The sequence below is a fragment of the Rhizobium sp. CCGE531 genome (assembly GCF_003627795.1).
Taxonomy (GTDB): domain Bacteria; phylum Pseudomonadota; class Alphaproteobacteria; order Rhizobiales; family Rhizobiaceae; genus Rhizobium.
Window position 1 is genome coordinate 796,847 of sequence record NZ_CP032685.1, and the last position, 15,546, is coordinate 812,392.

Consider the following 15,546-nt stretch of genomic DNA (forward strand, 5'->3'; position numbering starts at 1 on the left):
ATATCCGCTCCCTTCCGATGTCCAAGACGAGCTGAATGACCGAATCCGCCATCACCTGGAGCATTGCCGGCCTGACGGCTCTCGGCGTCGTCACACGCCCGTTCCGCTGGCCCGAAGCGATCTGGGCTGTTCTCGGCGCGGCGGTTCTCCTCGCCTTCCGGCTGATCGGTCCGGCCGACGTTTGGGCGGGTGTATCCAAAGGTTTCGATGTCTATCTGTTCCTGATCGGCATGATGCTTCTGTCGGAGCTGGCACGGCGCGAAGGGCTTTTCGACTGGGTAGCGGCGATCGCCACTTCGCATGCCAAGGGGTCACCCCGCCGCCTGTTTCTGCTCGTCTACGGCGTTGGCGTCGTCGTCACGGTCTTTTTGTCGAACGACGCCACGGCCGTGGTGCTCACGCCGGCCGTTTATGCCGCGTGCCGGGCAGCACGGGTGAAGGATCCCATGCCTTACCTGCTGGTCTGCGCCTTCATCGCCAATGCCGCCAGCTTCGTGCTGCCGATCTCCAACCCAGCCAATCTCGTTATCTTTGCCGGCGGCGAAATGCCGCCTCTGTCGCGGTGGATGCAGACCTTCCTTCTGCCGTCGATCGTTTCGATTATCGTCACCTTCGCCTGCCTCTATTGGACACAAAGGCGCGCGCTCGCCGAAGACACGATCGCACGCGATGTCGGGGAACCTTCCCTTTCGCACACGGCCCTGCTGGCCGGATGGGGGCTTGTGGTCACCGCTCTCGTACTGATCGCGGCATCGGCCATGAATTTCGACCTCGGAATACCGACATTTGCCGCAGGCGTCATCACGACGGTCATCGTTCTCGCGCTCGCCCGGCAAAGCCCGATAGAGACGCTACGCGGCATAAGCTGGAGCGTATTGCCCCTGGTTGCAGGCCTCTTCGTGATCGTCGAAGCGGTCAATCATACCGGCCTGACCGCGCTTCTGTCCGAAAGGCTCGCATCGCTTGCCGCGCAATCCCAGACGCAGGCGATCGGAGCCGCCGGTTTTTCGGTTGCGATCATCTCCAACCTCGTCAACAACCTGCCAGCCGGCCTTTTCGCCGGCAGCGCGGTGCAGGCGGCCCATGTTCCTGATTCCATTGCCGGCGCGGTGTTGATCGGCGTCGATCTCGGCCCCAACCTTTCGGTAACCGGCTCGCTTGCCACCATCCTCTGGCTCGCCGCCCTTCGTCGGGAGGGGCTCCACATGGGAGCGCTTGCCTTTCTGAGGGTCGGCGCCGTCGTGATGCTCCCCGCCCTGATCCTCTCGCTTGCGACGCTCGCACTGATCTGACGGCAAACAACATCGAGTTTATAGACGACCGGTCGATTATTTGTTACGCACCGCTCATGGTGACAAAGAAGAAATCAGAGCTCACTCGAAGCCATATTCTCGCGATCGGCCGGGAACTGGTGCTGCGCAAGGGGTTCGGAGGCGTCGGCCTGAAAGAGCTGCTCGAGCAGAGCGCCGTGCCGAAAGGGTCATTCTATTATTATTTCGCATCGAAGGAAGCCTTCGGCTGCGCCCTGCTGAAGCAATATTGCTCGGATTATGCGGAGCGCCTCGATGCGCTCTTCGACTGGAAGGGCAACGGCCGCCAGCGGCTGATGCATTATTGGAACGCCTGGCTTTCCGATGGCAACGCGGCCAGCCTCGCCGACCGGTGCCTTGTGGTAAAGCTTGCCGCTGAAATCTCCGACCTCTCGGACAATATGCGCGTCATCCTGCTTGGCGGCGTCGAGGATCTCCTTCGCCGCCTCACCAAGACGATTACAGAAGGACGCGAGGACGGTTCCATTTCGCCATCCTGCATACCGGAAAAGACGGCTCGCTCGCTCTATAGCCTCTGGCTCGGGGCGGCGATCCTGGCGAAGCTTGGCAAGGACAAGACACCGCTCGACCAGGCCATGTTTGCCACTGAACAAGCCCTTTCCGCACCCGGCGGCCTTTGATCCACGACAGGACCAGCATGTCAACACGTAAGGAATACAAAATGCGCAGTGCCATCCACGATGTCTTCGGCGATCCGGCTGCGGTCCTTTATCTGGCCGACATGCCGCTGCCAGAGCCGGCCGCGGGAGACGTGCGCATTCGCACCATTCTTTCGCCGATCCACAATCATGACCTTTGGACGGTGCGCGGCGCCTACGGCTACAAACCTATACTGCCGGCTATCGGCGGCAGCGAGGCGGTCGGCCTCGTCGATGCTGTTGGAGCGGGCGTCGACAAGACGCTGATCGGCAAGCGCGTCGTTGCGGCCGGTGTGCATGGCACCTGGGCCGAGCAATTCACGGCGCCGGCTGCCAGCCTCGTCCCTGTGCCCGACGTCATTACCGACGAGGCCGCGGCACAGCTGATCGCCATGCCGTTCAGCGCCATCGCGCTTCTGGAATCCCTCAATGTCGAGCGCGGCGACTGGATCATCCAGAATGCCGCGAACGGCGCGGTCGGCAAGACCCTGGCCATGCTGGCGCGCAGCCGCGGCATCCATATGATCAATCTTGTTCGACGCGATGGCGGCATTGACGAGCTGTCGGCATTCGATATCGCGAACGCCGTCTCTACCGCCGCCCCCGACTGGAAGGCGAAAGTGCGCGCCATGACTGGCGATGCGCCGATCCGTGCCGCGGTGGACTCGGTCGGCGGCGTTGCGAGCAATGACCTCGCCGATCTGCTGGGTGAAAACGGACTGCTGGTGTCCTTTGGTACTGCGGCCGGCAAGCCGATGCAGATCGCCTCCGGGGCTGTCATCTTCAAGCAGCTCACGATCAAGGGTTTCTGGGGCACCAAGGTCAGCGCCGCCATGTCGGCCGAGGAGCGCCGGCGGCTGATCAGCGAGCTGATCGCGCGGGTCGCGTCCGGCGAGGTCAAGCTGCCGGTGGAAGCCGCCTATGACATTACGGAGATCGCAGAGGCGGTGAAGTCTTCGCTGGCGCCCGGCAAGGCCGGCAAGGTTCTGCTGAAGCTGTAATTTTTGCGGCAACGCTCGCCGCCCGAAGGCTCTGCGGGCGGCGTAGGCTTGAGCGTCGACCATCCCGCAAGAATCTGCAAAATGGCCCTTGTCCCTCTAGCAGCTAGAGGATGTAGCAATGGTTCCAACAGCCAAATCGGAACCTGAAGATGACGTCGACAACACAACAGAGCCGCTATCGCGTGGAAGGCATGGATTGCGCTTCCTGCGCCGCGAAAATCGACACGGCCGTTCGCCGCCTGCAAGGTGTGGAGGACGTCTCCGTCTCGGTCACTGCGGGTACGATGACCGTCAGGCATCAGGGCGATCCCGACCTGTTGCCGAGCATTGCAAAGCGCGTCACGGGGCTGGGCTACAAGGTCTTCCCGCTTCCGCAAGGCAACGTTCCCGCGCCGAAGGTGGAAGCGGACGATCATGCCTGCGGCTGCGGCCACGATCATAAGCCGAGTGCCCACGACCATGAACACGATCACGACCATGATCATAGCCACGGCGATCACGGCCATGGAGCGGCTGGCCATAAGCACGATCACACGGGGCATGGCCACGCATCGGAAGAGGCGGATGCGGCAGTGGCCGGCCTTCACGGTCACGATCATGGGCCGACCTCCGGGCCCTGGTGGAAATCGGCCAAGGGTCGCCTGACCGTCGCGACCGGCGTCGCCGTGGCCGCCGCCTGGGGCATCGGCAAGCTGGTTCCCGCGCTGGACGCCTGGATCTTTACCGCCGCCATGCTTGTGGGCCTGTTGCCGATTGCCCGGCGCGCCTTCATGGCCGCAAGGGTCGGAACGCCGTTCTCGATCGAAATGCTCATGACGATCGCGGCCGTCGGTGCGGTTATCATCGGCGCCAGCGAAGAGGCGGCAGCCGTGGTCTTCCTGTTTCTGATCGGCGAACTGCTGGAAGGTGTCGCAGCCGGCAAGGCGCGCGCCAGCATTCAATCCCTGACGGAGCTCGTGCCCAAGACCGCACTCATCGAGGAAAATGGCAAGACCCGCGAAGTGCAGGCCGAAAGCCTCGCCGTTGGTGCCGTCATCCTGGTGCGTCCGGGCGACCGCATTCCAGCGGACGGCGTGATCCTCTCGGGCGAAAGCGCCATCGACGAGGCGCCGGTGACAGGCGAAAGCACGCCTGTGCGCAAGGGCACGGATGCAACCGTCTTTGCCGGCACGGTCAACGGCGATGCCGCTCTGCGCGTCCGCGTGACCGCGGCTGCGTCAGACAATACCATCGCCCGCGTCGTCAAGCTCGTCGAGGAGGCGCAGGAATCGAAGGCGCCGACCGAGCGCTTCATCGATCGTTTTTCGCGCTATTACACGCCCGGCGTCGTCGTTGTCGGCGCACTTGTTGCCGTCGTCCCGCCGTTGTTGCTGGGCGGCAGCTGGGGCGAATGGGTCTACAAAGGCCTGGCGATCCTGCTGATCGGCTGCCCCTGCGCCCTCGTCATCTCGACGCCGGCGGCGATTGCCGCCTCGCTCTCCTCGGGCGCCCGGCGTGGCCTGCTACTGAAGGGTGGCGCAGTACTCGAAAATATCGGCAAGGTCACCGCCGTCGCTTTCGACAAGACGGGCACGCTCACCGAAGGCAAGCCCAAGGTCACCGATATCGTCGGCCTTGGCATGAGCGATATGGAGGTGCTGCGACTGGCAGCGGCTCTCGAAACCGGCTCCAGCCATCCGCTCGCCCGCGCAATCCTCGACCGTGCGGCCGCAGCCGGAACGGATATCCCTCAGGTCATCGATGCGAAAGCGATCGGCGGCAAGGGTGTGAGTGGCATGGTCGACGGTGTGGACGTATTCCTCGGATCACCGCAGGCGGCGGCCGACACAGTGTCGTTGACCCCGGAGCAGTCGGCCCGGATCGCAGCACTCAACGATGAAGGAAAGACCGTTTCCGTTCTCATTGCCAAGGGAAGCGCCGCCGGCCTGCTGGCCATGCGCGACGAGCCGCGTGCCGATACGGCGGCCGGCCTCAAGGCGCTGGCCGATGCGGGCATCAAGACGATCATGCTGACGGGCGACAATCAGCGCACGGCACAGGCGATCGGCAAGACGCTCGGCATCGAGGTTCGCGCGCAACTGCTGCCCGAAGACAAGCGGCGGATCGTCGGCGACCTGAAGCGGCAGGGTTTTCGCGTTGCCAAGGTTGGTGACGGCATCAACGATGCACCGGCTCTGGCCACCGCCGATGTCGGGATTGCCATGGGTGGCGGCACCGACGTTGCGCTGGAAACGGCGGATGCCGCCGTCCTGCACGGCCGCGTCGGCGACGTCATCGAGATGATCGATCTCTCCAAGCGGACCATGAGCAACATAGGCCAGAACATCACCATCGCCCTCGGCCTGAAGGGCGTCTTCCTGGTCACCACCATCATCGGCATCACCGGTCTCTGGCCGGCAATCCTCGCCGATACCGGCGCCACGGTGCTCGTTACCATGAATGCCTTGCGCTTGCTCGCAGTCAGACCGCGCCGCGTGGCAGTCTAACCATCTGCGGGCGCCGATGAGCACGTCGGCGCCCGTCTCATGATGCGGAGCGGCGCAGGGCCGTGGTCTCTTTCCAGCCAAGCTCCGGGGCAATCGTCGTCAAGAAATCATGGAGGATCTGCCGATATTCCTCGTCATGGAATTCGTAGGGCAGTTCCAGCCGAAATTCGCTGACATGGGGCAGGATCGGATCATTGAGCAGACGTTCGAGGATTTCGTCGGACGAGCCGACGAGATCGCGCGCGAAAAGCGTGCGCCGCTCGCCCTGCGGCGAAAGCGTGCGCTCGTAGCGGCCGGCGGCATAGTCCGTATAGCGTTTGCGCGTGAGCGCGTCGGCGCTGTCGAATGGCACAATGACCCGGCCGAGTGCCACCCTTCTCGTGTCGCCGCCGGAGGCGCGATAGGTTTCCAGCTGGCGGGACTGCGCGACAAAGAAATCATCCGTCTGCTCGCCCCTTGTGACATTGCCGATCAGCAGATTGAAGCCGTTGCGACCGGCCCATTCGGCTGAGCGCAATGAGCCGCCGCCATACCAGATGCGATCGATCAATCCCTTCGCATAGGGCTGGAGGCGCGGACGTTGCGGACCGAACGGCGTCTTGATGAGCGTATCGTGATTGCCGACATGCGTCCCCTTCAGATTTTCGGCAAAGCGCAGGACTCTTTGATGGGAGAAATCGTGGCTCTCCCAATCGCCGTCGAAAGCGAGCGGCCCGATCAGGTCCGCATGCAGCGGACGGCCAGCGCTGAGACCGATGTTCAGTCGGCCCCGCGAGAGCACATCCACGGTCGCCAGATCCTCGGCAAGCCGATAGGGGCTTTCATAGCCGATGGGTATCACGGCAGTGCCAAGCTCGATATGGCGTGTGCGCTGCGTTGCGGCCGCGAGAAAGACGCTCGCCGAGGAAATGCCAGGTTCCAAATGCCGCTGGCGAACCCAGGCGCTGTTGAAACCCCGCTCTTCGCCATATTCGAGCAATTGCAGGGTCTCTTCCAGGCCGGCGAGCGGATCTTCATCCGGATAATTTCCCGGCGTAAGGAAGCCGATATGGCTGATCGATGGGGTTGGGCGGCTCATTCGGCTGTCTCCTCAAAATTTCGGCAGGCCCGGCGGATTGGTTTCCGACTTCGGCAGGGCTTCTTCGGCAAGGTGCCAGTGGTCGAGGATCTTGCCGTAGATGCCGTCCTTGATCAGCCCGTTTGTCGCAAGCGTCAGCGCCGCCGCAAGACCGCTGCCCTTGCGCGTGGTGATCGCGACATCCGAGCGATCCGGCCAGCCGGCGCTCAGCGTACCGACGCGCTTGATGTTCTTGTCGCGCGCGGCGATGTAGACGAGCTGGGCGTGCGGCTGCACGATGACGTCGGCGCGATTGGACTGGAGAGCCAGAAGACTTGCCGCGTCGTCGTCGTAATATTGCAGCTCGATCGGCTTCAGGCCGGCTTTGACGTCCTCGTCGCTCCATTTCAGCAGGATGCGCTCCTGGTTGGTGCCAGCGCCGACGATGATGCGCAGGCCGGCGGCATCCTTCGGCTCCTTGATCCCAGTGATCTTGCTATCGGTCTTGACGAAGAAACCGTGCAGGCCCTGTCGATAGGTGGAGAAGTCGAATTTCTCCTTGCGCTGCTCCGTGACGCCGACATTGGAGATGACGGCATCATATTTGCCCGAGGTCAGCCCGAGCGGCCAGTCAATCCAGGCGACCGGCACGAGCTCGAGCTTGAGGCCGAGGGCATCGGCAACGGCATAGGCATAATCGGGATCGGCGCCCACCACGGTCTTCGCATCCGTCGCATAGGTCGCGAGCGGCGGACCGCCTGGCGCGACCGCGACCGTGAAGGTGCCCGGAGTTACGAGCTTGAACTCCTTCGGGATGGCGGTGATCGCCGCCTCGTTCTTCGCTGCGTGAATACGGTCGGGCTGCTGAGGGCTGAGATCGAATTCGTCGGCCGCCTTCGCGGAGCCAAATCCGATCAAGGAAATCGTCGCTACTGCGGCAAATATGGTTTTGAGAGTAGGAAGGATGAACACGAACAGGTAACTCCATGGATAAGATCGGGAGCGGACCGAAGCAGGCCCCACCGGCGCCGGTCCGCTCGGCCAACATTACGAGCCGCTCTTCGGCAGGCCCGCAGGGTTGGTCTTGGATTGATCGACCCCTTCGGCGGTTAGGCTCCAGTGCTTCAGCACCTCGCCATACTTGCCGTCCTTGATGCGATCATTGATGGCGAGTGTCAGGGCATCGGCAAGGCCAGCACCCTTCTTCGTCGTGACGGCGATTTCGGCCGTCAGTGGCCAGCCGCCGGAAACGGTGCCGACGAGCTTCCTGGTGCCGTTGATGGCGGCTTTATAGGCCTGCGTCGCATTCGGATTGAATTCGACGTCGGCGCGACCGGACTGCAGCGCGAGATCGGCGGCGGCACGGTCGTCGTAATACTGTATGTCGATCGGCTTCAAACCGGCCGCCACGTTCTGCCGGTCCCATTCGAGAATGATCTTCTCCTGGTTGGTGCCGGCGCCGGTGATCACCTTGAGACCCGCGACATCCTTGGGTTCCTTGATCTCGGTGATCTTGCTGTCGGCCTTCACGTAGAAACCGAGCACATCCCTGCGATAGGTGGAGAAATCGAATTTCAGCTTGCGCTCTTCCGTGACAGTCACGTTGGAAATGACGGCGTCATACTTGCCGGAGGAGACACCGAGCGGCCAGTCCTCCCAGGCAACCGGCACCAGTTCGAGCTGCAGGCCGAGGGAGTCGGCGAGCAACTGCGCGATATCCGGATCGGCACCCACGACGGTCTTGGCGTCGGTCGCATAGGTGGCGATTGGCGGATCCCAGGGGTTGATCGCCACCGTGAACTTGCCGGGATTGACGAACTTGAAGCCCGGCGCAATCGCCTTGATCGCTGCCTCGTCCTTCTCCGCGCGGACGCGATTGGACGTGTCCGGACTGAGATTGAATTTTTCGGCCGCGCCCACTGTCGTGCAATTCATCGCGACCGCCGTCAGAACGCCGGCAACGACGTATTTTGCTCTCTCAATGAATGTCATTTCCCTTCTCCTTTTCAATTATAGGTTGCTTCGTTTGTTGTCATTGTCCGAACGCCTGTTGTGCCAAAGCGTCCAATGCCTGCCTGGGATTGCTAGAGAACCTTGGCGAGGAAGGCGCGGGTGCGCGAATGTCTCGCATCGTTGAGGATCTGCGCCGGCGAGCCGGCCTCAAGAATGTGTCCGCCTTCCATGAAGACGACGGTGTCGGCGACCTCGCGGGCAAAACCGATCTCGTGAGTGACGATCACGAGGGTCGTGCCGGTGCGTGCCAGTTCCTTGATCACATCAAGCACTTCGCCGACGAGTTCCGGATCGAGCGCCGAGGTCGGCTCATCGAACAGCAGCACCTTCGGCCGCAGCGCCAGCGCACGGGCGATGGCGACGCGCTGCTGCTGGCCGCCGGAAAGCTGGCGGGGATAGGCATCGATCTTGTCGCTGAGGCCGACGCGGGCGAGAAGCTCCTGCGCAAAAGCGATGGCGTCGTCCCGGCTCAATCCTCGCACCTGGATCGGTGCCTCGATAATGTTTTCCAGAACAGTGAGATGCGGGAAAAGGTTGAAGTTCTGGAAGACCATGCCGATGTCGGTCCGACGCTTCAGAATATCCTTCTCCTTGAGCTCATAGAGCACGTCGCCCTTCTGCGTATAGCCGACGAGGTCGCCATCGACGGAGATGAAACCGCTATCGACGCGCTCCAGATGGTTGATGGCGCGCAGCAGGGTCGATTTTCCCGAACCTGATGGGCCGATGATCGCAGTCACGCTGCCCGCCGGCAGGTTAAGCTCGATATCGTCTAGGACCTTCAGCGTGCCGAAGCTCTTCGAAATGCCGTGGATGCGCACCGCACCGCCCTTGGCACGCCAGTCGGCGGCACCCTTCTGGCCTCCAAGCGTCACACCGCTTGCCCTCACGGATATGACCGTCGGCGTACCGCGCAGGCGCTGGAAATAGGACTGGAAGGGCAAGGGCGTCGGATTGCGCACGGCACCCTTGGAGAAATAGCGCTCGATATAGTGCTGGGCGATCGACAGCACCGTCATGATGACGAGATACCAGACCGTCGCGACCATCAGCAGCGGAATGACTTCCAGATTGCGGCGATAGATGACCTGCACCGTGTAGAAAAGTTCCGGCAGCGCGAGCACATAGACCATGGACGTGCTCTTGGCGAGGCCGATGATCTCGTTGAAGCCCGTGGGAAGGATGGAACGCATCGCCTGCGGCAGGACGATGCGGAAGGCTTGGCGGCGGCGCGACAGGCCAAGGGACGCGGCCGCTTCCAACTGCCCCTGATCGACCGACAAGATACCACCGCGAACGATTTCGGCAAAGAAGGCCGACTGGTTCAGCGTCAATCCGAGAAAGGCCGCCGCAAATGGCGTCAGCAGCTGCGTGGTCGGATAATCGAACAGGACCTTGTCGGTGAAGGGAACGCCAATCATAATGGTTTCATAGAGATAGCCGAGATTGTTGAGAACCAACAACAAGACGATCATCGGGATCGAACGCAGCAGCCAGATATAGCCCCAGGAGAGGCCTGCAAGCAGCGGCGACTTCGATACGCGCGCCAGCGCCAGCGCCGTCCCGAGAATGGAGCCCGACACCGCCGCAAGCGCCGTCAGCAGCAGCGTCCTGCCGAGACCTACCAGCACCGGCTCGGCAAAGAACCATTGGGCGAAGACATCCCAGCCCCAGCGCGGATTGGTGAAGGTGGAATAGAGGACGACCGCCATGACCAGCGCGGCAAAGATCGTGCCGGCCGCACGTCCGGGGTGCCGTGCAGGCACGATGCGATAACGCGAATAATCAGTCTTCGTCTCGGTGGCTCCAGTGCCTCGATCGACACCCGCAAAATCCGTCGTCAGCGCCATGATGCTTACCCCTTATGATTGTGATTGATCCGGTTCGCCGCTATCGGCCGGCAGCGGCCAGACGCTGCGGCGAGCCGGTGGCTTCGGCGACATGGGACAAGGCCAGATGGCTGATATCCTTCTCGAAAGGCAGGCTCTTGTAGATTTCCGGATCGACCGACGTGTCGAAGAGCGCGGTGTAGCCATTGGTGAGATAAAGGCCGACCGCCTCGGGCTGGCGAAAGCCTGTCGTCAGATAGATGCGGCGATAGCCCTGCCGTCCTGCTTGCGCTTCCAACTCCACCAGCAGCGTCCGCGCCAATCCCTGACGACGCAGATCGTGCCGGGTCCAGATCCGTTTGAATTCGGCGGTCTGGTCGTCATAGTGCTTGAAGGCTCCCCCGCCGATCGTCTCGCCATCGCGCAAAAGGAGCAGGAAATTACCATCGGGCGGAGCGAAGGCTTCCGGCGGATAGCGGTTGAGTTCGGCAGCCGCCCCTTCGGCATTGAAATAGTTGCCGTAGCGGCTGTCATATTCATGGATCAGTTCGTCGATCAGCGGCTTGGCGCGTGGATCGAGCGGGGTCGTATAGAGAAACGTATCGCTCATGTCGGTCGTCACCTGTTGTCATCCGCGAGGAAGGTTTCGGCGAGCCGCACCCAGTAGCGGGCTGCGGGCGCAATGATCGCGTCGTTGAAATTGTATTGGGCGCTGTGGAGTGGCGCGCTGTCGCCATTGCCGACGAAGAGATAGCTGCCTGGCTTCGCCTCCAGCATGAAGGCGAAATCCTCGCTTGCCGTGCGCGGCCGGAAATCCGCTTCCACCGCGGCAGTCCCAAGCGTCTGCAAAGCGATATTTCGGGCGAAAGCGGTTTCATCGGCATGATTGACGAGCGCTGGAAAGCCGAGGCGGTAATTGACCTCGGCCACCGCGCCGAAGCTTTCCGCCTGAGCCCGCGCCAGTGCGGGTATCCGCTCCTGCAGCCTCGCGCGCACCTGTTCGCTAAAGGCGCGCATGGTCAGCTTCATCTCGACGCTTTCGGGAATGACGTTCGAAGCCGAGCCCGCGTGAATGGATCCCACAGTCGCAACAGCCATATCCTGCGGATCGATATTGCGGGAAACAACACTTTGAAGTGCCGTGATGAAGGAGGCCGAAGCCAGCACGGGATCGACGGCACGATGCGGCTCGGCGCCATGGCCGCCCTTTCCGACGATCCTGATCACGGCCTGGTCGACGGACGCCATTGCCGGGCCGGCAACGAAGCCGAACTGCGCCGCCGGGACACCGGGCCAATTGTGCAACCCGAAGATTGCATCCACAGGAAAGCGATCGAACAACCCTTCCGACAGCATCTTGCGCGCACCAGCGCCGATCTCTTCGGCCGGCTGGAATATCAGCCGCAAGGTGCCATTGAAATTGCCGCTTTCGGCGAGATAGCGGGCCGCAGCCAGAAGAATTGACGTATGCCCATCGTGACCGCAGGCGTGCATGACCCCGGGGTTGCTGCTCGCATAGCCGAGCCCGGTCGCCTCCTCGATCGGCAGCGCGTCCATGTCGGCACGGATGCCGAGGCTGCGGCTCCCGCCGCCCCGCTTCAGGGTCGCGACGACACCCGTGCCGGCTATGCCCGAGGCAACGTCGTAGCCCCAGTCGGCAAGAAGCGACGCAACCTTCTTGGCGGTGCGATGCTCTTGAAAGGCGAGCTCGGGATATTGGTGCAGGTCGTGCCTCAGCGCGATGATTTCATCGAGGTGGGCGGCAATCCCCGTCTCTATGTGATCGGCGACCGAAGGGGGCTTGATGATAGCGTTCATGGCGTTCGTCCGGGCTCAGGCGCCGACGGCCTTTGCGGGTTCGATGCCATCCTGCTCCGCCGCATAACGGCTTTCGCGGAATGGCAGGCCAAGGTGATCGCGCAGCGTCTCGCCTTTCAGCGCCGGATCGAAATAGCCGCGCTGCGTCAGGATCGGCAGGACATGCCTGGAGAAATCGTCGAAGCCTTCGCCGATCACCGGGAAGCCGAGGATGAAACCGTCCGCGCCTTCTTCGTCCACCCAGCGGATGATCTCGCCGGCAATATGCTCGGCGGTGCCGATGAAGGAGGTGCGCGGCGTGGCCGCATCGAGCGCAACTTCGCGCAGGGTGAGCCCCTTCTCCCGCGCGGTTTTCTTGATCCGATCGGTCGTGGCCCGGAAATTGTTGCGGCCGATGTCGCCGAGATCAGGGAACGGCTCATCGAGCGGATAGGCGCTGAAATCGTGATGATCGAAGAAGCGGCCGAGATAGGCGAGTGCCTCCTCGATGGTGACGAGGTTGCGGATCGCCCGGTACTTGGCCTCCGCCTCTTCCTGCGTCGCGCCGACGATCGGGCCGATACCGGGGAAGATGCCGACATCGACGGCGCTGCGGCCATGCGCGATCGCGCTCTGCTTGACCTGCTTGTAGAAGGTCTTGGCGTCTTCGAGCGGCCCGCCATTGGTAAAGACCGCATCGGCGTGCTTGCCGGCGAGCCGGATGCCGGAATCCGAGGCACCGGCCTGGAACACCACCGGTTGGCCCTGCTTGGAGCGGCCGATATTGAGGGGACCTTCGACGCGGAAGAACCGGCCCTTGTGGTTCAGGCGATGCAGCTTGGATTTGTCGGCATAAACGCCGGTCTCACGGTCACGGACGAAGGCATCGTCGTCCCAGGAGTCCCACAGGCCCTTGATCGCATCGAGATATTCGTCGGCGATCTCGTAGCGCAGCTCATGCTCGGGATGTTCGCGGCTATAGTTGCGGCCGGAGCCTTCGAGCGGCGAGGTTACGGCGTTCCAGCCGGCGCGGCCGCCGCTGATGACATCGAGCGAGGCGAACTGCCGGGCAATGGTGAAGGGATCGCTATAGGAGGTCGAAACCGTGCCCACCAGGCCGAGCTTCGTCGTGAAGGCGGCGAGCGCGGACAGGATGGTCAGCGGCTCGAACCGATTGAGAAAATGCGGGATCGACTGCTCGTTGATATAGAGCCCATCGGCGACGAAGGCGAAGGCAATGCCGGCATCTTCCGCCTTGCGGGCCGTCTTGACGAAGAAGTTGAGATTGGTGCTGGCGTCGGCGGGGACGCTCGGGTGCTTCCAGGCATTCATGTGGCCGCCCGGGCCCTGCAGCATGATACCGAAGGTGACGTGTTTTTGAGCCATGATGATCCTCCTGGGGATAGCGCTCAGGCGACGAGCGAAAGGCGTTCTTTGGCGAGCAATTCTATGGAGTTCAGCCGTTCGGCTGCGGTCAGTGCCGGCGTGTCGAGCACGAATTCCTCGACACCGTACTGGCGATGGAGCGCGTCGAGCTCGTCGCGGACCTGCGCCGCCGTGCCGTGCAGCACGCTCGGCACCTTCTCCTCGGTTCGGAAGTCGGAGAAGCCCGCCTGGCGTGCGAACTCCGCCGCCTGCTCTTGAGTGCCGACGTTGACGCTCTGGCCGTTGGGCAGGAAAAGCTTGACGATGCGTAGCTGGCCGACGCGTTCGCGGGCATGCGCCTCGCTTTCGGCGGCAAAGGCGGCGAGCGCCAGGATCGGCACCTTACCGCCGCTGGCATGGTCATAGGCCTCGAAAGTCTTCTGCAGGTTTTCCGGATCGCCGTTCAGATGCCCGGCAAACACCAGCCTCCAGCCCTTCTCCGCAGCAAGCTTCGCGCTTTCGACGCTTGCGCCAAGGAGGAAACGCTCGGGCGGGCGCGGCGGGAAAGGCGTCGCCAGCGCGCCATCGGAATGAGGATCGACGGCGAGATAGCTATTGATGTCGGAGAGCTGCTCCGCGAAGTCCGGCTTCTTCTCGGGATCGAAGGCGCGCTGCAATGCGCGGGTCGAGAGCGGAAACCCGCCCGGCGCCTTGCCGACGCCGAGATCGATGCGGCCGGGTGCCAGCGAGGCCAGAAGATTGAAAGCCTCGGCGACCTTGTAAGCGCTGTAATGCTGCAGCATGACACCGCCGGAGCCGATGCGGATTTTCGAGGTTCGGGCGAGAAGATAGGCAATCAGGACTTCAGGTGCCGAACTGGCGAGGTTCGCCATATTGTGGTGCTCGGCGACCCAAAAGCGATGATAGCCAAGTTCTTCGGCCCTGATGGCCAGACGCGTCGTGGCGGCAAGCGCATCAGTGGCGTTCAGTCCCTGTTCGATCGGGCTCTTGTCGAGAAGGCTAAGGAGATAAGACATGCCGTTTCATCCATGTTTACGCCCGATGCCGACCATCGAACGCTATAGTCTATAAAAAACATAGATTTTAAGTTATTTAAGAAACAGCTTTCTTTTTCTTCCGCCGGATGGGGAAAAAATCGGCGGTTGTCTAAGGGGATTTGGATGGGGCGGTAACAAATGTCACCTGGCTGGGCATTAGGCGGCAGCTTGTGCCTTTGAAAAGGCGCATCGACCCGCGGAAACCGCTCAGATCGCTCGAACTTCGGCAAGCCGCCTGACTGCGTAGTCGTCCCGCCAGCAGACGGTGGCCTCCCATGCGGCAGACGCTTGTGCGGCGATATCAAAGGCATCGTCGTCGAGATCGGCAGCGTTTTCGGGCAGCACCAGATCAAGATCAGGGACGTCGACGTGAGACTCATCCCAATCGATCAACGCGACATGATCCCCAGTCATGCGGATGTTGCCAGGATTGCTTGGGTTGCCGTGGACAACGCATGTCTGACGCCCGACGAGCCGCGCCCATGCTGCTCGACATCGAGTAACGCCCTCCGGCGGCATCGCGGCAAGGTTGACCCTCGTGCCGGTTTCGGCGTGCAGGAGATCAGTCGAGGATTTCCAACCGGGGCGCTGCGACCAGCCCTGCGTCAATCGGTGCAGTTCGCGCAGCGTATCGGCGACGCGACGCCAGTCGGATCTCGTCTCTGGCGGTCCGCCTTCGATGTATTTCATCACCACCAGACCGTCGGCAAACAGGCGCCCGTCAGCCGTCGGGATCGGCACTGGAACGGTCATACCCTCACGGTCGAGGTGTTGGAGCAGTTCAGCTTCCCATGCGAGATCAGCGTCAGTCCTGGAGCCGAGACGGGCGACTGCAATCTGCCCGTGGATGCGAACGCTCCAGACGTCGTTCGCAACGCCGCCACTGAGGGGTTCGACACGAACAGCGTCTTCACCCCATTGCCCGAGTGCTTCCCATCCCATTGGCGATACCTTGGCGGCATAGTTGGTGC

General features: G+C 62.4%; 13 protein-coding genes. 4 read left to right on the forward strand and 9 right to left on the reverse strand.

Going from position 1 to position 15,546, the window contains the following annotated elements; all coding sequences use genetic code 11:
* The first annotated feature begins 35 nt into the window (after window positions 1-35).
* The 4 genes from CCGE531_RS23145 to CCGE531_RS23160 all read left to right on the forward strand — a co-directional run bounded on the left by CCGE531_RS23145 (window position 36) and on the right by CCGE531_RS23160 (window position 5,456).
* Complete coding sequence (locus CCGE531_RS23145) at window positions 36-1,292, forward strand: arsenic transporter (RefSeq protein WP_120668148.1); 1,257 nt, start codon at window positions 36-38, stop codon at window positions 1,290-1,292.
* A 56-nt stretch (window positions 1,293-1,348) separates the two neighbouring features.
* On the forward strand, window positions 1,349-1,951 hold the full coding sequence (locus CCGE531_RS23150) for a TetR/AcrR family transcriptional regulator (protein WP_120668149.1): 603 nt from the start codon (window positions 1,349-1,351) through the stop codon (window positions 1,949-1,951).
* Between the two features lie 41 nt (window positions 1,952-1,992).
* On the forward strand, window positions 1,993-2,970 hold the full coding sequence (locus CCGE531_RS23155; RefSeq protein WP_120668151.1) for a zinc-binding dehydrogenase: 978 nt from the start codon (window positions 1,993-1,995) through the stop codon (window positions 2,968-2,970).
* A gap of 149 nt (window positions 2,971-3,119) precedes the next feature.
* Window positions 3,120-5,456, forward strand: a complete 2,337-nt coding sequence (locus CCGE531_RS23160; RefSeq protein ID WP_120668152.1) for a heavy metal translocating P-type ATPase — start codon at window positions 3,120-3,122, stop codon at window positions 5,454-5,456.
* Window positions 5,457-5,493: 37 nt separating this feature from the next.
* Here the strand turns inward: CCGE531_RS23160 and CCGE531_RS23165 are convergent, their stop codons facing one another.
* From CCGE531_RS23165 to CCGE531_RS23205, 9 genes are all read right to left on the reverse strand, one after another.
* Window positions 5,494-6,534 (reverse strand): LLM class flavin-dependent oxidoreductase, encoded by a 1,041-nt coding sequence (locus CCGE531_RS23165; RefSeq protein ID WP_120668154.1) that lies wholly within the window; start codon window positions 6,532-6,534, stop codon window positions 5,494-5,496.
* Window positions 6,535-6,546: 12 nt separating this feature from the next.
* Window positions 6,547-7,485, reverse strand: a complete 939-nt coding sequence (locus tag CCGE531_RS23170) for an ABC transporter substrate-binding protein (RefSeq protein WP_120668156.1) — start codon at window positions 7,483-7,485, stop codon at window positions 6,547-6,549.
* 75 nt (window positions 7,486-7,560) lie between these two features.
* A complete protein-coding gene (locus tag CCGE531_RS23175) occupies window positions 7,561-8,505 on the reverse strand; it encodes an ABC transporter substrate-binding protein (RefSeq protein ID WP_120668158.1) in 945 nt (314 codons plus the stop codon).
* 92 nt (window positions 8,506-8,597) lie between these two features.
* On the reverse strand, window positions 8,598-10,376 hold the full coding sequence (locus CCGE531_RS35235; protein ID WP_120668160.1) for an amino acid ABC transporter permease/ATP-binding protein: 1,779 nt from the start codon (window positions 10,374-10,376) through the stop codon (window positions 8,598-8,600).
* A gap of 40 nt (window positions 10,377-10,416) precedes the next feature.
* Entirely contained in the window at window positions 10,417-10,977 is a 561-nt protein-coding gene (locus CCGE531_RS23185; protein WP_120668162.1) for a GNAT family N-acetyltransferase, read from the reverse strand.
* A complete protein-coding gene (locus tag CCGE531_RS23190) occupies window positions 10,974-12,173 on the reverse strand; it encodes a M20 aminoacylase family protein (RefSeq protein ID WP_120668163.1) in 1,200 nt (399 codons plus the stop codon). Before CCGE531_RS23190 ends, CCGE531_RS23185 begins: the two co-directional genes overlap by 4 nt.
* A 15-nt stretch (window positions 12,174-12,188) precedes the next feature.
* On the reverse strand, window positions 12,189-13,538 hold the full coding sequence (locus tag CCGE531_RS23195) for an LLM class flavin-dependent oxidoreductase (protein ID WP_120668165.1): 1,350 nt from the start codon (window positions 13,536-13,538) through the stop codon (window positions 12,189-12,191).
* A 23-nt stretch (window positions 13,539-13,561) separates the two neighbouring features.
* Window positions 13,562-14,554 (reverse strand): MsnO8 family LLM class oxidoreductase, encoded by a 993-nt coding sequence (locus CCGE531_RS23200; RefSeq protein WP_120668167.1) that lies wholly within the window; start codon window positions 14,552-14,554, stop codon window positions 13,562-13,564.
* A gap of 228 nt (window positions 14,555-14,782) precedes the next feature.
* A complete protein-coding gene (locus tag CCGE531_RS23205) occupies window positions 14,783-15,517 on the reverse strand; it encodes a phosphotransferase (RefSeq protein WP_120668169.1) in 735 nt (244 codons plus the stop codon).
* Window positions 15,518-15,546 lie beyond the last annotated feature (29 nt).